The organism is Caulobacter sp. AVps18, from assembly GCF_058681425.1.
In genome coordinates, this window is the sequence record NZ_CM178737.1 from 229,447 (window position 1) to 249,474 (window position 20,028).

At 66.8% G+C, this 20,028-nt stretch carries 22 protein-coding genes and 1 tRNA gene; 8 read left to right on the forward strand and 15 right to left on the reverse strand.

The annotated features are described in order from the left end of the window. Positions 1–54: 54 nt before the first annotated feature. The 3 genes from ACW179_RS01005 to ACW179_RS01015 all read right to left on the reverse strand — a co-directional run bounded on the left by ACW179_RS01005 (position 55) and on the right by ACW179_RS01015 (position 4,375). Positions 55–1,644, reverse strand: a complete 1,590-nt coding sequence (locus ACW179_RS01005) for a fatty acid--CoA ligase (protein ID WP_492062051.1) — start codon at positions 1,642–1,644, stop codon at positions 55–57. A 179-nt stretch (positions 1,645–1,823) separates the two neighbouring features. Beyond that, a complete protein-coding gene (locus ACW179_RS01010) occupies positions 1,824–2,684 on the reverse strand; it encodes a copper resistance protein B (protein WP_492062053.1) in 861 nt (286 codons plus the stop codon). Then, positions 2,681–4,375 carry a copper resistance system multicopper oxidase gene (locus ACW179_RS01015; RefSeq protein WP_492062055.1) on the reverse strand — a complete coding sequence of 565 codons (1,695 nt, stop codon included), beginning with the start codon at positions 4,373–4,375 and terminating at the stop codon, positions 2,681–2,683. The genes ACW179_RS01010 and ACW179_RS01015 overlap by 4 nt, the downstream gene beginning before the upstream one ends. A 78-nt stretch (positions 4,376–4,453) precedes the next feature. On the opposite strand from ACW179_RS01015, the gene ybaK reads away from it, so the two are divergent. Next, positions 4,454–4,927 carry a Cys-tRNA(Pro) deacylase gene (gene ybaK, locus ACW179_RS01020; protein ID WP_492062057.1) on the forward strand — a complete coding sequence of 158 codons (474 nt, stop codon included), beginning with the start codon at positions 4,454–4,456 and terminating at the stop codon, positions 4,925–4,927. A 43-nt stretch (positions 4,928–4,970) separates the two neighbouring features. After that, a tRNA-Met gene (locus ACW179_RS01025) sits at positions 4,971–5,047 on the forward strand. A gap of 53 nt (positions 5,048–5,100) precedes the next feature. Here ACW179_RS01025 and ACW179_RS01030 read toward each other — a convergent pair. Together ACW179_RS01030 and hutC are read right to left on the reverse strand one after the other, a co-directional pair. Continuing rightward, positions 5,101–7,170, reverse strand: coding sequence for a TonB-dependent receptor plug domain-containing protein (locus tag ACW179_RS01030; RefSeq protein ID WP_492062059.1), 2,070 nt, complete (start codon positions 7,168–7,170; stop codon positions 5,101–5,103). Positions 7,171–7,357: 187 nt separating this feature from the next. After that, positions 7,358–8,071 carry a histidine utilization transcriptional repressor HutC gene (hutC, locus tag ACW179_RS01035; RefSeq protein ID WP_492062061.1) on the reverse strand — a complete coding sequence of 238 codons (714 nt, stop codon included), beginning with the start codon at positions 8,069–8,071 and terminating at the stop codon, positions 7,358–7,360. A gap of 120 nt (positions 8,072–8,191) precedes the next feature. On the opposite strand from hutC, the gene hutH reads away from it, so the two are divergent. Beyond that, complete coding sequence (gene hutH, locus ACW179_RS01040) at positions 8,192–9,724, forward strand: histidine ammonia-lyase (RefSeq protein WP_492062063.1); 1,533 nt, start codon at positions 8,192–8,194, stop codon at positions 9,722–9,724. A gap of 110 nt (positions 9,725–9,834) precedes the next feature. After that, positions 9,835–10,044, forward strand: coding sequence for a hypothetical protein (locus ACW179_RS01045; protein ID WP_492062065.1), 210 nt, complete (start codon positions 9,835–9,837; stop codon positions 10,042–10,044). A 21-nt stretch (positions 10,045–10,065) separates the two neighbouring features. On the opposite strand, the gene ACW179_RS01050 is transcribed toward ACW179_RS01045, so the two are convergent. From ACW179_RS01050 to flgB, 4 genes are all read right to left on the reverse strand, one after another. Continuing rightward, positions 10,066–10,359: a putative quinol monooxygenase gene (locus ACW179_RS01050; RefSeq protein WP_492062067.1), complete on the reverse strand. Its 294-nt coding sequence runs from the start codon at positions 10,357–10,359 to the stop codon at positions 10,066–10,068. 90 nt (positions 10,360–10,449) lie between these two features. Further along, positions 10,450–10,758, reverse strand: a complete 309-nt coding sequence (gene fliE / locus ACW179_RS01055; RefSeq protein ID WP_492062069.1) for a flagellar hook-basal body complex protein FliE — start codon at positions 10,756–10,758, stop codon at positions 10,450–10,452. 10 nt (positions 10,759–10,768) lie between these two features. After that, on the reverse strand, positions 10,769–11,188 hold the full coding sequence (flgC, locus tag ACW179_RS01060) for a flagellar basal body rod protein FlgC (protein WP_492062071.1): 420 nt from the start codon (positions 11,186–11,188) through the stop codon (positions 10,769–10,771). Positions 11,189–11,199: 11 nt separating this feature from the next. After that, entirely contained in the window at positions 11,200–11,643 is a 444-nt protein-coding gene (gene flgB / locus ACW179_RS01065) for a flagellar basal body rod protein FlgB (protein WP_492064233.1), read from the reverse strand. A 115-nt stretch (positions 11,644–11,758) separates the two neighbouring features. On the opposite strand from flgB, the gene ACW179_RS01070 reads away from it, so the two are divergent. From ACW179_RS01070 to ACW179_RS01085, 4 genes are all read left to right on the forward strand, one after another. Continuing rightward, the gene (locus ACW179_RS01070; protein WP_492062073.1) at positions 11,759–12,088 is read left to right on the forward strand and encodes a hypothetical protein; all 330 of its coding nucleotides are present in this window, start codon (positions 11,759–11,761) and stop codon (positions 12,086–12,088) included. Further along, a complete protein-coding gene (gene fliP, locus ACW179_RS01075) occupies positions 12,085–12,885 on the forward strand; it encodes a flagellar type III secretion system pore protein FliP (RefSeq protein WP_492064234.1) in 801 nt (266 codons plus the stop codon). Before ACW179_RS01070 ends, fliP begins: the two co-directional genes overlap by 4 nt. Before the next feature lie 72 nt (positions 12,886–12,957). Next, positions 12,958–13,869, forward strand: coding sequence for a ribokinase (locus ACW179_RS01080; protein ID WP_492062075.1), 912 nt, complete (start codon positions 12,958–12,960; stop codon positions 13,867–13,869). An 82-nt stretch (positions 13,870–13,951) separates the two neighbouring features. After that, positions 13,952–14,458: a hypothetical protein gene (locus ACW179_RS01085; RefSeq protein ID WP_492062078.1), complete on the forward strand. Its 507-nt coding sequence runs from the start codon at positions 13,952–13,954 to the stop codon at positions 14,456–14,458. Positions 14,459–14,490: 32 nt separating this feature from the next. Here the strand turns inward: ACW179_RS01085 and ACW179_RS01090 are convergent, their stop codons facing one another. From ACW179_RS01090 to ACW179_RS01115, 6 genes are all read right to left on the reverse strand, one after another. Beyond that, complete coding sequence (locus ACW179_RS01090; protein WP_492062080.1) at positions 14,491–14,766, reverse strand: hypothetical protein; 276 nt, start codon at positions 14,764–14,766, stop codon at positions 14,491–14,493. A gap of 185 nt (positions 14,767–14,951) precedes the next feature. After that, positions 14,952–15,449, reverse strand: coding sequence for a motility/cell cycle regulatory protein MopJ (mopJ, locus tag ACW179_RS01095; protein WP_492064235.1), 498 nt, complete (start codon positions 15,447–15,449; stop codon positions 14,952–14,954). 196 nt (positions 15,450–15,645) lie between these two features. Continuing rightward, complete coding sequence (locus ACW179_RS01100) at positions 15,646–16,065, reverse strand: Ros/MucR family transcriptional regulator (RefSeq protein ID WP_492062082.1); 420 nt, start codon at positions 16,063–16,065, stop codon at positions 15,646–15,648. A gap of 206 nt (positions 16,066–16,271) precedes the next feature. After that, a complete protein-coding gene (locus ACW179_RS01105) occupies positions 16,272–17,495 on the reverse strand; it encodes a DUF2336 domain-containing protein (protein ID WP_492062083.1) in 1,224 nt (407 codons plus the stop codon). A gap of 94 nt (positions 17,496–17,589) precedes the next feature. Next, a complete protein-coding gene (locus tag ACW179_RS01110; protein WP_492062085.1) occupies positions 17,590–18,474 on the reverse strand; it encodes a crotonase/enoyl-CoA hydratase family protein in 885 nt (294 codons plus the stop codon). A 181-nt stretch (positions 18,475–18,655) separates the two neighbouring features. After that, positions 18,656–19,990, reverse strand: a complete 1,335-nt coding sequence (locus tag ACW179_RS01115) for a cytochrome P450 (protein WP_492062087.1) — start codon at positions 19,988–19,990, stop codon at positions 18,656–18,658. Positions 19,991–20,028: the final 38 nt, after the last annotated feature.

Consider the following 20,028-nt stretch of genomic DNA (forward strand, 5'->3'; position numbering starts at 1 on the left):
AGACTACCCTCTCCGTCGCCTGCGGCGACACCTCTCCCCTCAGGGAGAGGATCATCAGTTCACCTGTCGCGTCCGGCCTTCCCAGTAGGGTGCGCGCAGTTCGCGGCGCAGGATCTTGCCGGACGGATTGCGCGGCAGGACGGCGATGAAATCGACGGTCTTGGGCGCCTTGAAGGCCGCGATGCGGGTGCGGGCGAAGGCGATGATGCTTTCGGGGTCCGCGACTGCACCGGGCTTGAGCACCACCATCGCCTTGACCGCCTCGCCCCACTTGTCGTCAGGCACCCCGATCACCGCCACCTCGGCCACCGACGGGTGACCATAGACGGCGCTTTCGACCTCGGCGGGATAGATGTTCTCGCCGCCCGAGATGATCATGTCCTTCACCCGGTCGTGGATGAACAGATAGCCGTCCTCGTCGAGATAGCCGGCGTCGCCCGTGCGTAGCCAGCCTTCGGCATCGACCGTCGCGGCCGTGGCGGCGTCCAGCTTCCAGTAGCCGGCCATGTTCGAGGCCGAGCGGGTGGCAATCTCGCCCACCGTATTGGGCGGCAGGGTGTTGCCGGCCTCGTCCATCACCTTCAGCTCAACGCCCGGCAGGGGCAGGCCGGCCGAGCGCATGCGGGCATTTCCGGCCGGGTCGTGATCCTCTGGCGGCAGATAGACGATGGTGCCGGTGGTCTCGGTCATGCCGTACTGCTGGCAAAAGCCGCAGCCGAAGATCTCGATGCACTCGCGCAGCAGGTCCAGCGGAATGGGCGCCGCGCCGTACAGGATATGGCTCAGGCGCGAATAGTCGACCTCGCGGGCCCGGGGCAGACGCACGACGATCTGCAGCGCGGCCGGCACCATGAACATCTTCGAGACCTTGTCGTGCTCGATGAAGTCCAGAACCTTGAAGGGGTCGAACTCGCGGGCCACGACGCCCTTGGCCCCGTTCAGCAGGCCGACCAGCCCCCAGCCGCTACCGCCGATATGCGAGACCGGCATGGCCACCAGGCTGACATCGTCGGGCCCCCACTGGTTCCACGCCATCGGCTCCTCAGCCGCCCGCCGCCGCAGACCCAGCAGGTTGTCATGGGTCAGCATCGCCCCCTTGGGCCGCCCGGTAGTGCCCGAGGTATAGAGCTGTATGGCAATATCGCTGGTGGCGATGGGCACCACCGGATCTGTATCGGACGCGGCGTCGCGCCAGGCCTCGAAGGTCTGGTGGGCATCGCCCGACACGGGCTCCATCAGGATCACCTCGGGACGCCAGGTCAGCTCGGCCGCGACGGCCTCGATCTGGCCGATCAGCTCGGGGCCGACAAAGACGATCTTCGCATCGCTGTCGCCGACGATATAGGCCACTTCCGGCGGAGCCAGGCGCCAGCCGATCGGCGCGGTGATCACCCCGGCCTTGGCCGATCCGAACAGCAGCTCGAAATAGAGGTCGCTGTTTTTGCCGACATAGGCGACGCGATCGCCCTTTTTCAGACCGGCGGCGATCAGGGCATTGGCGACCTGGCTGGTCTTGCGGTCGAAGTCCGCAAAGGTGGTGTCGCGCCCCTCGAAGCTCAGCGCCACGTCGCCGGAGCGAACCTCGCCGTGATAGCGGGCAACATCGCCCAGGGTCGGCATGCGCTCAAAATCAATGGTCGCCATCTGTCGGATCTCCCTGTGTGGACGCGTCGTGCGACGTGTCGAGCCGTCGCTTCCGTTCGTGTCAAACAGATGTTGGAACGCCGTTACGCGCGCGGCAAGGCGAACCTTGGGGAAGGCGGCCAAACCCTGTCATCCCGGCCGCAGCGGAGCGGAGAGCCGGGATGACAGGAAGTAAGGCGTCAGAACCACGCCCTCACCCCGACCACCACGCTGGTCTCGCCGACCCGTTCACCCGCCAACCGCGCGTGCTCGGCCTCGTCCCCGAAGGCCCGGTGTCGCAGCAGACCCACATAGGGCGCGAACTCTTGGGTGATCGCATAGCGCAGGCGAAGGCCCAGCTCGGCGTCCTGTCCATCTTCGGCCAGATAGGTCTCGACCTTGGTCTGCAGCACCAGCCGACCGGTCAGGCGCAGGTCGTGGGCCGCCTCCAGCCGGGCCGAGAGGTCGCCGCGATCCGACAGGAAGGCCGCCGCCTTGGTCTCGATCCAGTAGGGCGCGAGGCCCTCGACGCCGAGGGTGGCATAGGTCCGCCCCTTGGGCTCGATATCCTGCCTCAGCCCCGCCTGGGCGTCGAAATAGGGACCGATCGGCCAGGACCGCAGGGCCTGGAGCTCGCCGGTTTCCCAGCCCTCGCCGCGCACATGCTCGCCGCGTGCCTTGAGCACCCAACGGCCGGCGTCATTGCCGATCCAGGCCTCGCCCTCGAAGGCGGCCGCATCGGGACCCTTGCCCGTGCGCAGCTCGGCCTGCTCGGCCAGCACCATCCAGTAGGCCCCGCCGCCGTGCTCGCCGGCCAGGGTGGCGCGGGCGGCGGCCATGCTTGCCGGACTGAACAGGCTGTCGGCGGCATAATCGCCGGGCGCGGCAACGGCGACCGGCGGCGCGGCGGGTGCCGGCATGACATGGCCGGCGTGAGGGTCAGCCGCCGGCATATGATGACCCGCATGCGGATCAACCGGCGCGGCCTGTGCCGGCTGCGGCGTCATCTGGTGATGCTCGTGCTGCAGCAGCGCCAGGGCGATCAGCAGGGCCGCGCTCATGCGCCCGCTCCGTCCAGGGGTCGCACGGTGACGACATTGAACATGCCCGCATGCATGTGCATCAGCATGTGGCAGTGGAAGGCCCAGTCGCCCGGCGCATCAGCGGTCAGGTCGAAGGCCACCCGGCCGCCGGGCGCGACACTGACCGTATGTTTGCGCGGATTGAGCGGCCCGTGGCCGACATCGACCTCGAAGAAGTGGCCGTGCAGGTGGATCGGGTGAGCCATCATGCTGTCATTGACCAGCACCACCCGCGCCCGCTCGTCGCGCTGGAAGGCGATGGGCTTTTTCAGCGGCCCGAAGGCCTCGCCGTCAAAGGCCCACATGAAGCGCTCCATATTGCCGGTCAGGTGGATCTCCACCGTGCGGCCAGGCGGGCGTGGATCAGGATTGGGGGAGAGCGCCTTCAGGTCGGTATAGAGCAGCACCCGGTGGCCGGCGTCCTCCAGCCCCTGCGGCGGCTCGCCCAGCCGGTCGGCAGGCATGGGCGAGATCGCCTGTACACCGGGAGTCAGCTTCACTGACGGCGCATTGGCCCCGTCGCGCATGGCCATGCTCATCCCGGACATATCGTGACCCGCATGGGCCGACATATCCATGCCCATGTCCTTCATGGTGGCCAGGGGCCGGGCGCGCAGCGGCGGCACCGGGGCGCTCATGCCCGGCCGGGGCGCGAGGGTGGCGCGGGTCAGGCCCGAGCGGTCCGACGACTCTGCCACCAGGGTGAAGGCGCGGTCCTGCGTCGGCTGGACGATCACGTCATAGGTCTCGGCCGGCGAGATCTGGAACTCGTCGACCAGCACCGGGGCCACGTCCAGCCCGTCGGCCTGGACCACGCGCATCGGCAGGCCAGGGATGCGAACGTTGAACACGGTCATGCCGCCGGCATTGATGAAGCGCAGCCGCACCCGCTCGCCCGGCGTGAACAGGCCGGTCCAGTTGTCCTTGGGCCCGTGACCATTGACCAGATAGCTATAGGCTGAGGCGGTGACGTCGAGGATGTCGGTGGGATCCATCCGCATCTTCGACCATTCCAGCCGGTCCTTCAGCGACTGGTCGCGACCGGCCAGCAGCCCGGCCACCGTCTGCTTGTTGCGGTTGAAATAGCCCGCCTGGGCCTTGAGCTTGCGCATCAGGACGTGGGGATGGGCGAAGCTGAAGTCCGACAGCACCACCACATGTTCGCGATCATAGGGGGCCGGATCAGGCGTGGCGGGCTCGATGACGATGGAGCCGAACACCCCTTCCTGTTCCTGCATGCCCGAATGGCTGTGATACCAGTAGGTGCCGGCCTGCTTGATCTGGAACTCGTAAACGAAGGTCTCGCCCGGCTTGATGCCCGGGAAGCTGACGCCCGGCACGCCGTCCATCTGGAACGGCACCAGCAGGCCATGCCAGTGGATCGAGGTGTCTTCAGCCAGCGTGTTGGTCACCGACAGCCGGACGTTCTGGCCTTCCTTCAGGCGGATCTGTGGGCCGGGCACGGTACCGTTGACGGCGATGGCGTGGCCGGGTTTGCCGTCGATGGTCACGGCAGTGTGGCCGATGGTCAGGGCGATGTTCTCACCGCTCAGGATCTGGGGCGCGCGGGTACCTTCAGCGGCCCTCGCCCCCTGGCCGGTCGCAAGGGCGGCAACGCCCAGACCTGCGGCGCCGGCGAGCACCTGACGACGATCGGGAGACTGGATCACAGCAACACTCCGGTCCTGGGGCGCCGCATAGCGCCCCGAGGTTCCATCCAGCCCGACACTTGGGGTATCACCCCGGCCATGTCCAGAAGCACACCCGCAACCCTCGCGGCGACCAAGGCCGGGATCGCCTTCGAGCTGGTGACCTATGACTACGACCCCGGCTCCGAGCGGGTCGGACTGCAGGCGGCGCAGGCCCTCGGCGAGGATCCGGCGCGGGTGCTGAAAACCCTGGTCGTGCTGCTGGACGGCAAGCCCGCCTGCGTTGTCCTGCCTTCGGACAAGGAGGTCAGCATGAAGAAGCTGGCCGCCGCCCTGGGCGGCAAGTCGGCGACTATGATGCCCGTGCCCGACGCCGAACGGATCACCGGCTACAAGGTCGGCGGCGTCAGTCCCTTCGGCCAGAAGAAGCGCCTGCCCACGGCGGTGGAAGAGGCCGCCCTCTCCCAGCCCCATGTCTTCGTCAACGGCGGCCAGCGGGGTCTGCAGATGCGCCTGTCACCCGCCGATCTGGTCGGCGCGCTGGGGGCGAAGACGGCGTCCATCGTGGCTTGATCACACCGCCGTTTGTCGCCTATAAGCCGCCCCTTCCTGGCCCGGTTGGGTAGCTCAGATGGTTAGAGCGGTGGATTCATAACCCACAGGTCGGCGGTTCGATCCCGCCTCCAACCACCAGGAAGCCTTGCCCCGTCGCGCGGATGCCGGCGACGGAGCCTCTCCCCCCAAAGTCAGAACGTCTTGCGCACCTGCAGCGACACGAAGGTCCGCGGGTCGATATTGCGGTCTTCGACAAAGGCCACGGCCCGGACGGTCCGGTCGGCATAGACCGTGCGGCGGATGTCGAAATTGTCCCACAGGTTCAACTGGGCCCGCAGGGCCAGGCTGGTGGTCGGCTTGTACTCGACGAAAGCCTCGTAATAGTCGGTGCCGCGCCAGACATTGGTCTGGTCGGGGTCATAGACGCGCTCGCCCAGCAGCGGCAGCCAGTTGACGCCCCATTCGGTCTTGAAGCGCGGCAGGTCCTGCACGAAGCCGATATTGGCCTGGCTGGCCCGCACGTCCGAGATCGGTCGGGCCTTGCCGGTGGTGGGATCGACGACCTTGGTCTTGTTCCAGTCGTTGCGGAAGGTGAAGCGCCCGCCCGGCACGTGCAGCTTGTCCAGCGGCACCACGATATTGACCGACAGCCGGTCCAGCGTGCCGTCGCCGATATTGCCGGTGGCCGACAGGTTGCCCGGCAGCGGCAGGCGGTCGATCACGCCGATGATCTCGTCATGGCGATAGCCGACCGAGACGATGCCCTGCCCCCAGAAGCGGCCCTCATAGGTCAGTTCCGAGATCCAGCGCTGTTCGGGCTCCAGATCGACATTGCCGCCATAGACGGTGTCATCGCTCAGTTCGGCCGAGGCGGCGAAATCATCGAAATCCAGCTGACCCAGTTCGCGCTCGAAGCGGAAGCGCAGCTGGTTGGCCGCCACCGGGGTCCAGGTCACCAGGACCCTGGGCTTGGCATAGAAGAAACTCTTGGACTGGGCCGCATCGCCCGACTGCTCGATCTTCGAGCTCTCCAGCCGCACGCCGCCCTCGACGGTCAGCTTGGGGCTGACGCGCCAGGTGGCCTTGGAGAAGGCCTCGCCACGGGTTTCCTCGACCTTGACCGACGCCGACGGCAGGGCCACCGACACGCCGCCCTGGGTAAAGGCCTGGCTGACGTCCAGCATGTTGTAGGCGACCTCGGCTCCGGCCTCGAGGGTCAGGCTGGCGGAGTGCTCGTTGCGGACCAGGGCCCGCACGATGGACTCCGACGCATCGCCCTTCGAGGTGAACCTCTGTTTGGGACGCGCGCTGCCGTTCAGGGTCTCGGCATTGAGGGCCTCGTCCTCGGACCTCGAAAACTCGTGCATCAGCCGGGTTTCCAGCGACCATTTTGGCTTGATCGGCCGCGTCCAGGTCAGGCCCAGCTCGCCGTTCTTCTCGTCATGGCGGTAGTCATTTTCACGCAGCGCGAGTGACGAACTCTGACGGCTCCACTCGTTCCAGTCATTGATCCCGTAGCGCGCCGTGGCGTCCAGCTTGCCGCCGGCGACCGGGCCGTTGAAATTGCCCCGGATGCCGTTACCGCCGCCCCAGCTGTCATTGACATAGGCCTCGTTGCGGATGACCGCGCCGGTGCCGTCACGCCGGACCACCCGCCCGGGGCCGTTGGTGTCGCTCGACCCGATGCCGTCCGACAGGGTGATGCCCCAGCTGCGATCGCCGTCGCGGGCGGTGAACTGGTAGCTGCCGCCATAGATGTCGTGGCCGCCGTCGAACAGCATGCTGTTGAGGGTCAGGACCGACTGCCGGCTGGCCGTGGTCTTGAGGATCACGTTCACGATCACCGCATAGCCCTGCATGTCGATGCCCGGCGCGCCGCCCCGGATCAGCTCGATGCGGTCAACCTGGTTGGCCGGGGTGCGTGACAGGACGTTGGAGCCGCTGTCGTTCTTGGTGGCCGGGCGGTTGTTATTGATCAGGATATTGCCGACCGCGCCCTCAAAGCCCCGCGCGCCAGAGCCCTTGTCAGGCGAGAAGCCGGGCACCCGGTTGACCATGTCCAGGGCTGTGTTGGGTTGCTGGGCGGCGAAGAATTCGGGCTTGAAGACCAGAACGCCGCGCTGGCTGGCGTCGTCGAGGGGCGCGCTGCTGGTCGGACCCGTGGGAACCGGAGCCTGGGCCACCTGCGGCGTCTCGGCGGCAAAGGCGGCGCCGGCGCTCAGGATCAGTGCGGTGGTGGCCAGCAGGATGGTTCTGGTCATCAGGGTCCCCTCAGTTTTACTGAAGGGAGAACTGCCGGTCGAGCGCCTTTACCTCAAGTTACAAGACTGAAAGGTGGATTACATATCTGACATCATTACCGAACAGTAATGAAGACAACTCACAGGATGCAATCGTTTCTATTAAGATCTTGCCAGGAACGGCCCCAGATTACTGGCTGTGGACAGGTCAGCTTGATGGCCCAAACCGCGCCACCAGGTCATAGGCCTCGCCGGGGAAGATCTGGCGCACGCGGGTGACGGGCTCGCCGCCGCGCCAGGTGCGGCGGTCCACGACCAGGCAGGCTGCGGCCTCGTGCAGATCGAGCAGGGTCGCGATGTCCTCGTCCGCATTGACGGCGCTGATCCGGCTCTCGGCCTGGGTCCAGGCGATTTTTTCCAGCAACCAGACACCGGGCGGCGTGGTCGCGAGGTCGGCGCGGGCCGCTTGCGGCGCGGCAACCAGGGCGATCAGGCGGCGCTCCAGGGCGAAAGGCCGCCCGGCCGCATCATGCACGCCCTCGATCTCCAGCAGCGCGCCACCGGCGGCAAGGGCCACCTCGTCAGGCAGGGCGGGATCGGGGCTGCGCACCCGGCTGAGCAGCAGGCGAAAGCCATAGGCCTCGCCCCGCGCCCGGATCGCCGAGGGGATGTCGGGAATGTTGAGCACCGGCGCATGCACCTTGGGCCGGGCCACGAACGAGCCGGCCCGTTTGCGCCGCACGATCAGTCCAGCCTCGACCAGAGCCGCCATGGCCTTGCTGACCGTCATCCGCGCGCAGCCATACTGGGCCATCAGTTCGGTCTCGAACGGCACGCGGTGATCGGCCGGCCAGGCACCCGAGCGGATCTGGCCCTCGATGTCATCGCGGATGCGCTGGTGCAGCGACACGGGCCTGGTCACGCCGGAACTCTCCGAAACCTTTGCGTCGCACGCTGGACTCGCGCCGTCGCCTTGCAATATGTCTATACATATTAAAGCCGGCCACAAGCGGTCCGGTGCCCTCCAGAAGGCCCTCTGACCATGGTCGTGCTGCATCCGGGCGAGGTGTTCCTCGTCGAATGGAAGAAGGTCTATCGCGGCGAGCCCGCGCGGCTGCCCGACGCCGCCTGGCCGGTGATCGAACAGAGCGCCGAGGCCGTGCAGCGCATCCTGGCGCGCGGCGAGCCGGTCTACGGCATCAATACCGGCTTTGGAAAACTGGCCAGCGTGCGGATCGGCGACGACGATCTGGAGACCCTGCAGCGCAATATCGTGCTGTCGCATGCCGCCGGGACGGGCGAGCCCTCGCCCGTGGCGGTGATCCGCCTGATGCTGGCCCTGAAGCTGGCCAGCCTGGCCCAGGGGGCCTCGGGCGTGCGGGTCGAGACGGTCAAGCTGCTGCAGGCCATGTTGGAAAAAGGCCTGACGCCCGTCGTGCCCTGCCAGGGTTCGGTCGGGGCCTCGGGCGACCTGGCCCCTCTGGCCCACATGGCCGCGACCATGATCGGGGTCGGCGAGATCTTTGTGGACGGCGTCCGCCTGCCCGCCGCCCAGGCCCTGGCCGATGCCGGCCTGTCGCCCCTGACCCTGGGCCCCAAGGAGGGTCTGGCCCTACTGAACGGCACCCAGTTCTCGACCGCCAATGCCATGGCCGCCCTGTTCGAGGCCGAGTTGCTGTTCCAGTCGGCCCTGGTCACCGGGGCCCTGTCGACCGAGGCCGCCAAGGGCTCGGACACGCCCTTCGATCCGCGCATCCACCGCCTGCGCCGCCATGTCGGCCAGATCGAGACCGCTGCAGCCCTGCGCGAGCTGATGGCCGGCTCGGCCATCCGCGCCTCGCACCTGAAGGAGGACGAGCGGGTCCAGGACCCCTACTGCCTGCGCTGCCAGCCCCAGGTGATGGGCGCGGCCCTGGACATCCTGCGCCAGGCCGCCTTCACCCTGGCCAATGAGGCCAATGGCGTTTCTGACAACCCGCTGATCTTCCCTGGGGAGGGGGAGCGGCCCGACGAGGCCCTGTCGGGCGGCAATTTCCACGCCGAGCCTGTGGCCTTCGCCGCCGACATCATCGCCCTGGCCGTCTGCGAGATCGGCTCGATCGCCGAGCGCCGCATCGCCATGCTGGTCGATCCGGCCCTGTCGGGCCTGCCCGCCTTCCTGACCCCCAAGCCGGGCCTCAACTCGGGCTTCATGATCCCGCAGGTCACGGCCGCGGCCCTGGTCTCGGAGAACAAGCAGAAGGCCTATCCCGCCAGCGTCGATTCGATCCCGACCTCGGCCAACCAGGAAGACCACGTCTCGATGGCCGCGCACGGCGCGCGGCGGCTGCTGGTCATGGTCGAGTCGGCCACCGCCATCCTCGGCATCGAACTGCTGGCGGCGGCCCAGGGCTGCGACTTCCACGCCCCGCTGAAATCCAGCCCGGCCCTCGAAGCCGTCCGCGCCCTGCTGCGCAAACAGGTCCCCCACCTGACCGACGATCGCCACTTCCACCCGGACATGGAGGCCGCCAACCATCTGGTGCGCTCTGGCGCGGTGATCGGCACGGCGGGGGATTTACCGGGGGTGTGCTGAGCGCGATGGCGTCGCAGGGGTGCGACAAGGCACCGCGCGGCGAATGTCGCAGTGGTTCAAGGCCGACTCGATCTCGATCCTGCACAGGGTTAACGGAGACCTTGAGCAGCATGATCCGGCGAGCCGCCCCCTTTGACCCTCGTGAAAAGCACGGCGTGCGCCACTGGCGGCTGGGCCTGACAGTCTTCGCCATGACCGTCGGCAACGCCATGCTGTGGACGACTCTCTGGGCGGTCAGCCACGGCTTTCTGGTCGTGGATCGGCAGCTCTTTGCCGGGCTCTATTCCGCCTCCGCCGCCTTGATGCCATTGCAGCCCTGAAACCTGCGGCCCTGGCGGGGCTCAGCCCAGCTCTTGGGCCTGCATAATCCGCATGGTCGGCCGCGAGACGGCCAGCGCACTGATCTGGGCCGCAAACTGCTTGGACTCGGCCAGGGCAAAGTGAACCTGCAGGGCCGCCATGTCCGACCAGACCTCGACAAATTGCAGGATGTTGGGACGACCGACGGCCTGAAAGCAGTCATGCGACACGCAACCGGGCTCTGCGCGTGACCGACCACAATGCTCCAGCGCCAACTGCAAGGCTGACTCGAGCTTGTCGGGCCCGACATCGACCGACCCAAGAATAACAATCACGTACTGCTCCTGAATCCTGTCGTCGGCTGGGCTGCGAGCCCTTCCCGGCGCGCGACCGGCGAGGGCGTAAGAGGGTTCGGCAGCAGTCCCCTAGATCGGCATCCGCATGATTTCCTGATAGGCCGAGATCACCTGGTCGCGCACGGCCATCACGGTCTCGAGGCTGGCCTCGGCCGACGAGATGGCGGTGACCACGTCGATCAGCTCGGCCTTGCCGGCCACCTGGGCGGCCATCTGGTGCTCGGCCGCCTTGGCGGTGTGGCTGACATTGTCCATGGCCGATTTCAGCATTTCGCCGAAGTCGACGCCCTTGGCGGCAGCGCCGCCGCCACCGATCGAACCGACGGACATGGCGCCCTGCGAGGCATAGGCCTTGGCGGCGGCGAGTGCGGTGATCATCGGTCAGGCCCTATTTGCGCAGCATGTCGAGGGTGCGCGACTGCATGGCGCGCGCGGTCTCGATGACGTTGAGGTTGGCCTCGTAAGCGCGCTGCGCCTCTTTCATGTCGAGCGCCTCGGCCAGCGAATTGACGTTGGGCAGCTTGACATAGCCCTTGGCGTCGGCGGCCGGGTTGCCCGGGTCGAGCTCGGTCTTGAAGTCGCTCTTGTCGGGATCGACGCGCACCATCTTGACCCCCTCGCCGCCGTCCACCTTGAAAGGCTGGAACACCGGTACCTGACGACGATAGGGATCGCCGCCGGCGGTGCGCGCCGTGGAGTTGGCGTTGGCGATGTTCTCGGCGATGACCCGCATGCGGCCTTGCTGGGCGCGCAGGGCCGAGGTGGCCACGGCCATGGTCGCCAGCGACTGGGACTTGATCTCGGGCATCTGATCCCTCCTCAGCCGTTAACCTTGCGTGCGGCCATCCGCAGCATGGTCATGGACTTCTGGTAAAAGCCGACGGCGGCGTCATAGTTCATGCGCGCGTCGGCCATCTTGAGCATCTGGTCCTCGAGCGTCACGGCATTGCCGTCGAGGGTGGTCTCGGAGTCTGCGGTCGCGGTCGCCCGCCAGGCCGAGGCGGCGCGGCTGGGAGACTGGTGCGAGGGTGCGGTGGCCATCATCTGCACGCCGCCAGTCGGGGCGACGCGGCCGCCGCGATAGACCTGGCCTGAGCCCTGGTTCATCAGCGACGCCTGAAAGCTGTAGGCCTTGAGATCGCGCGGCGTATAGCCGGGCGTGTCGGTATTGGCCACGTTCTGGGCCACGACCTTCTGACGCTGGGCCAGATAGCCCAGGCGGCTCTTGAGCATGCCGAAAAGGGGAATGTCGTCGGGACCCATGGCGATCATGGTGAAGAAACAGGGTTAATCGGGCATTAAGGAGCATAGGGCACACCAGTCCCTGCAAGCTCTTTGGCCTGCGCCATCTTGTCTCGCCACAGCATTTCCGGGCGCCATGGACATCCTTGAACTCATCCGCGCCACCGCCGCCCTGGCCGTTACCCTGGGCCTGATCGGCCTGGCCGCCGTGGCCCTGCGCCGGTTTGGCCCGGACACCCTGTCGCGCCTGGTCACGGCCCGGCAGATCCGCCGGCTGAGAGTGGTGGAGAGCCTGGCGCTCGACCCCACCCGCCGGCTGGTGATCTTCAGCCTGGACGGCGAGGAGCGTCTGATGCTGCTGGGCGAGGGCAAGCTGCTGGACTGGGGCCCCAAGGCCGTCGTCGTGCCTGCCCCCGTTCTTGGCCCCGCCCCCAATGTCGTTCACGCCCCGGAGCCCGTGGTCTGATGCGCAGCCTGTTCAAATCGATTATCGGCGCCAACGCAGCCGACGTGCGCCGGGCAGCGCTGATCTCCGTGCTGGTGGCCTTTGGCACGGCGGTGCTGCCCGCCGCCGCCTTCGCCTCGTCGGCGATCAATGTGAATCTGGGCACCGGGGCTGGGCTGTCCGAGCGCGTCGTCCAGATGGTCGGCCTGCTGACGGTCCTGTCACTGGCGCCGTCGATCGTCATCATGACCACCTCGTTCGTGCGGATCGTTGTGGTGCTGGGCCTGCTGCGCACCGCCATCGGCGTGCAGCAAAGCCCGCCCAATCCGGTGATCATCAGCCTGGCCCTGTTTCTGACCGCCATCGTCATGGGGCCGACCTTCGAGAAATCCTACGACCTGGGCGTCAAGCCGCTGCTGGACCAGCAGATGGAGCTGCCCGAGGCGTTCGAAGCGGCCGGCGGGCCGGTGAAGGAGTTCATGCTCAAGCAGGTCGGCCGCGAGGATCTGGCCCTGTTCGTGCGACTGTCCAAGATCCCCCCCCCCAAGACCGCCGCCGACACCCCGCTGCAGGTGGTGACGCCGGCCTTCATGATCTCGGAGCTCAAGCGCGCCTTCGAGATCGGCTTCCTGCTGTTCATCCCGTTCCTGGTGATCGATCTTGTGGTGGCCAGCGTGCTGATGAGCATGGGCATGATGATGCTGCCCCCCGCCACGATCAGCCTGCCGTTCAAGCTGATCTTCTTCGTGCTGGTGGACGGCTGGCGACTCGTCGCAGGAAGCCTGGTTGAAAGTTTCCAGCGCGGCGCTGGGGGGTGAAGCGGGCCGAGGAAGACTGCGAAGCGGTTTTCCGCCCGCAACCCGCGTAAATTCTGGAATTGGGTTAGAGCTATGACCGTCTTCGTGCTGGGTTCGATCAATCTGGACGCCGTGGCGCGTGTCGATGACCTGCCCCGTCCCGGTGAGACGGTGGCCGGCCTGTCGCTGGAGCTGTTTCCCGGTGGCAAGGGTGCCAACCAGGCCGTCGCCGCCGCGCGGATGGGCGCGCCCACCCGCCTGATGGGCGCGGTCGGCAAGGACGACGCCGGTCCCGGCATCAAGGCCAAGCTGGCCGGCTATGGCGTGCAGGTGGCTGACGTCGCCGAACTGACCGGCATTCCCACGGGCCAGGCCCATGTCTGGGTCGGCTCCAGCGGCGAGAACATGATCGTGGTCACCGGCGGAGCCAACTCGGCCCTGACCCCCGCGCATGTCGCCGCCACGCCCATCGAGGGCCAGCGCGTTCTGCTCAGCCAGCTGGAATCGCCGGTCGCCGCGATCGAGGCGCTGTTCAGGGCCGGGGCCGCCAAGGGCTCGCTGCGCATCCTGAACGCCGCCCCCGCCCTGCCCCACGGCGCGACCCTGTTTCCGCACACCGACATCCTGATCGTCAACCAGACCGAGCTGGCCACCTTTGCCAAGCTGACCGCCGAGCCGGTGAAGCTGGAAGAGGTGTCGCGGGCCGCCCGCAAGCTGATGAGCCGGCCGGACCAGACCGTCATCGTCACCCTGGGCTCGGCGGGTGTCGCCACCGTGCGCCGTGACGAGGCCTTCCTGGTCGAGGGCAAGAAGGTCAAGGCGCTGGACACCACGGGCGCCGGCGACTGCTTCTGCGGTGCCCTGGCCGCCGGCCTCGCCGCCGCCATGGACCTGCGCGAGGCCGTCGAACTGGCCAATGCCGCAGCCGCCCTCTCGGTGCAGAAGTCCGGCGCCGCCCCGTCGATGCCGAACCGCCGCGAGGTCGAGGCGTTTCTGGAGGGGTGATGCCTCCTGCGCAACGTGGCGTTGAAGTTCGCGTCGGGCCTTCCCAAGTCAGCTCCGCCGGACGCACCGGCTGGAGCTTGTCATGCTGGCCTTGATCCTATTAGCCGCCTTTCTACTGATTGTCGGCGCGCCGGACACGGCGCTTGGAAGGGCCCTATGGCGGTGGATGGTCGAGGTGCCAGCCCGCATCCTGTCGAAACTGACGCCGACCAGCGTTCTGCTGGCATTGGTCCTGGCTGCGGTAACCGTTCTGATGGTGAACTTCGCCGAGAGCGAGGGCTTGCGCGTTCTGGGCATGATCGTGCCCGAAGGTCTGCTCTGGCTGACTGCCTTCGACATCGCCACGCTGCTGGACGCCTTCGCCGCCGTGGCAATCGTCGCGGCGACCGCGCGCCTGGATCGACTGAAAGCGACCATGCGCGCCGCGATGATCCGGGCAGGCCGCAGTGCTGCCACCGGTCTTCACCTCGGCCAGCGCGCTAGCCGCCGAAAACGACTCCCCCGCCGATCGAGACCGCCGTCGACGAAGGCTGAAGACGCCGATGGCGCCGATGGCGCCGCAATCGGCTGGGCGCCTGCTTGGGCTTGAGAGGTCGGGGCCTTGCTGGCGAAGCAAGGCGCTTACTGGAAGCCGAAGATCGCCCACAGCAAAAGGATCAGGCCCGCCGGGGCCAGGGTGAGCAGGAAGGAGAACGTCAGACCCAACTTGAAGGCTGCAGGCCTCATAGGGGCGGTGACTTCCACCTTGCCGGCGGACCAAAGCCACTCGCTGATCCAGCCAATTGTGTAGGCGATGTTGGCCGCGACGGCATAGCCACCGACCAGCAGCAGCAGCAGGGTGGGCTCGATCACGTCACCACCAGGCGGCGTGAAACGGCCGCCAATCGTGTAGACCACGGCAAGTGTCGCGAAACCTGCAATCGCCAGGGCGATGTTAAATGGGACGCGACGGAGTTCCCACCACAGGATAGCGGACCAGGGCGGTGTCACGTCTAAGCCTCGTTGCGCATGTCATAGGCAGTGAGCCGAAGCCCTGCCACTTCAGGGAGAGAGCGCTGAAATCGCGCTTCCGTCAAACGTCCCTAAGCCGCCCGGATCCCGCTGAAGCCGTGCTCAGAGGCCGAGCCCATCACGGCGTCATAGCCCAGGATCATGTCGACATCCTTGCCGTTGCTGGCCAGGGGCAGACGCAGCCACAGGATCGACATGTGCGGCGCGCCGCGCCAGGCCATGCTGTGAACACCGACGCCCGGACGGCGGCCATCGACCACCTTGTCCAGTTCCTTACGCCAGTAGTCAGAAGCAGCGGTGTTGTAGACGTCGCTGAGGCTCTTGCCGGTGATCTCGCGGCCATAGACGCCGTACAGGCCCGTTCCGGCCAGTCGCAGGCGGTAGTCGCGGGGCTGGTTCACCACATCGATGAGGCTGACCGTGGGCAGCATGCGCTTGATGCCCACAGGGTTCAGGTCTGCGCGCGCCGGGAGCGAGGCTCCCCGGCGGAGGGACGCCCAATAGGCGAACATCTCCTGGTGAGCGCGGGCGGCCGTGGCCGAGGCGCTCATCTGCGCGTTCATCTTCAGATTCCTTAACAAGCCGTTGGAATCACGACGATTCACTATCGCTTAAGGAACGAATCGGCGGCAAGCGAAAACCGCGCCTCCCGGCAAGATTTCGGTGCAGAGTCAACCATCCAGCGAAACGCCCGCCATCCGACTCGGATGACGGGCGTCACGCCACTAGCCGCTACAAAAGCGACAAAGGTTTGATCAGACTCGGCTATTTTCCCTTGCGCGGGGGCTTTCGGCCGCCCTGGCCCAGACCCATCTGCTTGGCCAGCTCGGAACGGGCCTTGGCATAGTTGGGAGCAACCATCGGGTAGTCCTTGGGCAGACCCCACTTGGCCCGGTAATCTTCAGGGCTCATGTCGTACTTGGTACGAAGGTGGCGCTTGAGCGACTTGAAGCGGCGACCGTCCTCCAGGCAGATCAGATAGTCCGGCGCGATCGAGCGCTTGACCGAAACGGCCGGCTCCTTGGGCGCCGCCGGCTCGGGCTCGGCCGCCCCACCGACGGAGGCCAGGGCGCGTTGTACTTGCTGAATCAGCGCCGGCAGGTCCGTGATCGCCACGGTGTTATTGCCGACATAGGCGGATACGATCCCCGCCGTCATCTCGATGAGGTCGGATTGGTCATCCATGTTCGCCTGCCCGTCGTGTTCTTGATTTGTTGAAATTTTTAGCCTGATTCCAAGACCAGTGTTCGGCTGGATACAGATATTGAGCACGCCCGGCAATGTCGGGAAGTGCAGATGGCACCGTAGCTCAACGCAGGCGCGCGCCAGCGGAGCGTTCATTCAGGTGGTGCAGGGTGAAATTCGCTGAATGCGTTCAGCGATATTGGACCCTATCGCTTGAAGTCGCGCGACAGAGCCAGCATGGCGGCGCGCTGTGGCACCGAATATTCGTCGATGGCGGCCTGATCACCTTCGCGAATGGCCTTGAGCAGCGCCGGAGTCAGGGCCGAGGACAGAGACCAGTTCCAGTAGCGCAACACGGTCTGGGCGCGGTCGACCGCGATCATGTCAAACGTGGCCATCACCCGTTCCAGGGCGGGTGCCATCGCACCTGTGGCGTCGGTTTCCGGCCGGCGCAGGCCGCGCCACAGCGAACGGATCGCGCCACGCGGCAGACCCGTCGCCTTGCAAAGTATGGCCAGGGGCTCGCCGCCGGGGTCGGTGAAGATCTTGGCACCGGTCATCGGCTTGAGGCCCGAAAGATACGAGATCTCCTCGGCGATCTCACGGGTGATGCCGGTGTCGGCCGCCGCTATGGCCTCGTCGAGGCTTTCATAGGGGCTCTTGGCAATGGCGGCGCGGTTGCGCTGGCGGCGCTCGATGAACTGTAGAGCCTTGCGCGACAGCGGGTCTTGCCAGCCCTCTTCCGAGGCGATCGCGAACAGGTCGCCTACGGCGTCCTGCAGGATCTCGCGCGAGACGGCGAAGCGCTGCAGGATCAGCTTGCGCGCCTCGGCATCGGCCCACCAGAACAGCACATAGGCATGGCTGGGTCGCAGCTCGACACGGCGGAGCAGCAGCGGGATCATGCGCGGGTTGTCGCGCGTCATCGCCACCACGGTCTCCAGTGTCTGGTGGCCAAACCGCGTCAGTTCGTTGCGCAGCAGGATCTCGATCACCGGGCTCTCGCCGGCCTCGACCAGGGCGTCGGCCACCATCTCGCCCACGCCGCGGCGCAGGGCGATCAGCTTGCGGTGCTCCTGGGTGGCCTGGCGGGCGCAGTCGATCAGGTCGGCGTCGCCCAGGGTTGGCGAGTTTTCGAGCAGCGCCCTGGACACCGTCACCTCGTCGCGCAGGATCAGACGCACCAGGCCGCCGGGGATTTCGGTCAGGTTGGCGAGGCGACGTGCGACTTTCTCGCGCTCCTCGACGACGGCGTCGCGCAGCATGTCCACCAGCAGGTCGGCGGTCATGGCCCGCTCGAAGGCGTTGACCCGGCTGGCGGGCAGGCACACCACGTCGGCCAGCCGCTTGAGCAGGGCCGCGCGGGACCGCGCCGGCGGCCGGGGCGGCGTCGGGGTCGAGAACGGGTCGTTCGGCGCGAGGTCGCTCATGCTTATCCTGACGGTCGCCCCGAACTGACCAGAACGTCCTTAACGTCCGGTGATCAAGCCGGGCCGACAATCAGGATATGGTGACGCCTTCGCCCTATCGGAACGGATGCTCGCCCCATTCGGGCCAGATGTCAGGCAGATCGGCCGAGACCTTGTCGGGATAGGTCGGCGCGCGCTTCTCCAGGAACGAGCTGACCCCTTCCTTGGCGTCGCCCGCCGAGCCGCGCGACTGGATGGCGCGGCTGTCGGCCTTGTGGGCTTCCATCGGATGCTCGGCGCCGGCCATGCGCCACAGCAGCTGCCGGGTCAGGGCGATCGAGACGGGCGCGGTGTTGTCGGCGATCTCGCGCGCCAGGGCCCGGGCGGCGGGCATCAGATCTTCGGGCGCGTGCAGCGACCGCACCAGGCCGCGCTCCAGGGCTTCCTGGGCCAGGAACACGCGGCCGGTGTAGCACCACTCCAGCGCCGTCTGCATGCCGACCAGACGCGGCAGGAACCAGGACGAAGCCGCCTCGGGCGTGATGCCACGCCGGGCGAATACGAAGCCGAACTTGGCGTCGGTCGAGGCCAGACGGATGTCCATCGGCAGTTGCATGGTCACGCCCACGCCCACGGCCGCGCCGTTCACGGCAGCGATGATCGGCTTGAGGCTCTCATACATGCGCAGGGTGCAGCGACCGCCGCCGTCGCGATAGATGTCACCGACCTTGCCCTCTTCGCGTTCCAGCGCCTGGGGCGAGGTGCGGTCGAAGGTCGCGCCGCCGGCGCCCAGGTCGGCCCCGGCGCAGAACGCCCGGCCCGCCCCGGTGACGATCACCACCTTGACCGCATCGTCGGCGTCGGTGACGTCGAAGACCTCGATCAGGTCCTTCATCATCCGGGCGGTGAAGGCGTTCATGCGCTCGGGCCGGTTCAGGGTGATCGTCGCGATCCCGTCCTCGACGTCATAGAGCAGGGTCTCGAAGGTCGGTTGCGACATGGGATGGCTCCTCCTGATTTTCAGGCAGTCAAACACGCGTATGAATTAGGGGCAAGCAACGGAGATGCTCCCCCTCTGGGGGAGCTGTCGCGGAGCGACTGAGGGGGCTAATGCGGCCTAAGCCGAGCTCGCCCCCTCCGGCCCTTCGGGCCACCTCCCCCAGAGGGGGAGGCTCTATCCCCTACCCCCGCTTGACCATCAGCTTGCTGATTGCGTGCACGAAGTTGTTGGGCGCGATCTCCATCTCGCCGGTGGCGACCAGGTCGGGGAAGCGGGCCAGGATCTGGCGATAGGCTTCTTCCAGCTGGATCTGGGCCACGCGCTTGCCGATACAGGTGTGGGGGCCATAGCCGAAGGCGATGTGCTTGCCGGCATTGGGCCGACGCACGTCCAGTTGGTCGGGCTCGGGGAAGACCTCCGGATCGCGGTTGGCCGCGCCGTAGTACATGATCACCTTCTCGCCCTCACGGATCATCTGACCGTTCAGCTCGACATCGGCCGTGGCCGTGCGGCGCATGTAGATCACCGGGCTGACCATGCGGATGAACTCGTCGACCGCCCCGCCCATCAGGCCCGGATTGTCGATCAGCAGCTGCTTCTGGTCGGGGAACTCGGTCAGCAGCTTCATCGCGCCCGACAGGGTGTTGCGGGTGGTGTCATTGCCGGCGAAGACAATCAGCAGCCACGAGCCGTCCAGATACTCATTGGCCAGCAGCGCGCCGTCGACCTGGGCGCGAGCGATGGCGGTCAGGAGATCCTCTTTCGGATCCTCGCGACGCTTGAGCAGCATCATCCGGCCGTAGTCGAACATCTCCTCGACGTTATTGTTGAAGTCCATGACGAACTGCATGAGCTCCAGGGTCGGGGTGATCGGCGCGGCGGCCTGCTGCACGGCCAGGTCCTGGGCCCGTTCCAGATAGTGCATCCACTTCAGGAACTTGGGGCGATCCTCAGGCGGCACGCCCAGGATCTCGCACAGGGTGAACAGCGGCAGCACGCTGGAGAAGTGCTCGACCATGTCGATGGTCGCTCCGCCTTCCAGCAGCGGCTCCATGGCGTCCAGCAGGCGGGTGACCTCGCCCTTCACGGCCTCGGTGATGCCGCGCAGATAGGACGGGGTGAAATAGGGCATGTGCTCGCGACGCAGCTGCAGGTGATGCGGCGCGTCGAGATTGATCATCGCGTCCATCGACGCCCGGAATAGCAGGGCGTGGCGCTTCTCGGGCGGGCCCACCGACATCAGGATGCCGCCGCGCTGCGACGAGTATGTGGTCGGGTCGCCGTTGACAGTCATGACGTCTTCATGCCGGGTCACGGCCCAGAAGCCTGGGCCGCCATAGGGCTCGGCATGCCACATCACCGGCGCCTCGACCCGCATCCGGGCATAGTCGGCAAAGGGCTGACCCTTGGTGAAGCCGAAGATATCGGCCAGGTCGACACCTGGCAGGGTCGGATAAGTCGTTCCGGCCCCCGGACCGGCCTTGCCGTCCACGACCGTCTGGCTGATCAGATCCACGCACTCTTCTCCCGGAAACATTGTTCGTTGACGACGAC

Bases quoted from the DNA above. Each gene is read 5' to 3' on its own strand.
- ACW179_RS01005 (WP_492062051.1), bottom strand. From the start codon at position 1,644: ATGGCGACCATTGATTTTGAGCGCATGCCGACCCTGGGCGATGTTGCC.
- ACW179_RS01010 (WP_492062053.1), bottom strand. From the start codon at position 2,684: ATGAGCGCGGCCCTGCTGATCGCCCTGGCGCTGCTGCAGCACGAGCAT.
- ybaK (WP_492062057.1), top strand. From the start codon at position 4,454: ATGTCCAGAAGCACACCCGCAACCCTCGCGGCGACCAAGGCCGGGATC.
- ACW179_RS01030 (WP_492062059.1), bottom strand. From the start codon at position 7,170: ATGACCAGAACCATCCTGCTGGCCACCACCGCACTGATCCTGAGCGCC.
- hutH (WP_492062063.1), top strand. From the start codon at position 8,192: ATGGTCGTGCTGCATCCGGGCGAGGTGTTCCTCGTCGAATGGAAGAAG.
- ACW179_RS01045 (WP_492062065.1), top strand. From the start codon at position 9,835: ATGATCCGGCGAGCCGCCCCCTTTGACCCTCGTGAAAAGCACGGCGTG.
- fliE (WP_492062069.1), bottom strand. From the start codon at position 10,758: ATGATCACCGCACTCGCCGCCGCCAAGGCCTATGCCTCGCAGGGCGCC.
- flgC (WP_492062071.1), bottom strand. From the start codon at position 11,188: ATGCCCGAGATCAAGTCCCAGTCGCTGGCGACCATGGCCGTGGCCACC.
- flgB (WP_492064233.1), bottom strand. From the start codon at position 11,643: ATGGGTCCCGACGACATTCCCCTTTTCGGCATGCTCAAGAGCCGCCTG.
- ACW179_RS01070 (WP_492062073.1), top strand. From the start codon at position 11,759: ATGGACATCCTTGAACTCATCCGCGCCACCGCCGCCCTGGCCGTTACC.
- ACW179_RS01080 (WP_492062075.1), top strand. From the start codon at position 12,958: ATGACCGTCTTCGTGCTGGGTTCGATCAATCTGGACGCCGTGGCGCGT.
- ACW179_RS01085 (WP_492062078.1), top strand. From the start codon at position 13,952: ATGCTGGCCTTGATCCTATTAGCCGCCTTTCTACTGATTGTCGGCGCG.
- ACW179_RS01100 (WP_492062082.1), bottom strand. From the start codon at position 16,065: ATGGATGACCAATCCGACCTCATCGAGATGACGGCGGGGATCGTATCC.
- ACW179_RS01105 (WP_492062083.1), bottom strand. From the start codon at position 17,495: ATGAGCGACCTCGCGCCGAACGACCCGTTCTCGACCCCGACGCCGCCC.
- ACW179_RS01110 (WP_492062085.1), bottom strand. From the start codon at position 18,474: ATGTCGCAACCGACCTTCGAGACCCTGCTCTATGACGTCGAGGACGGG.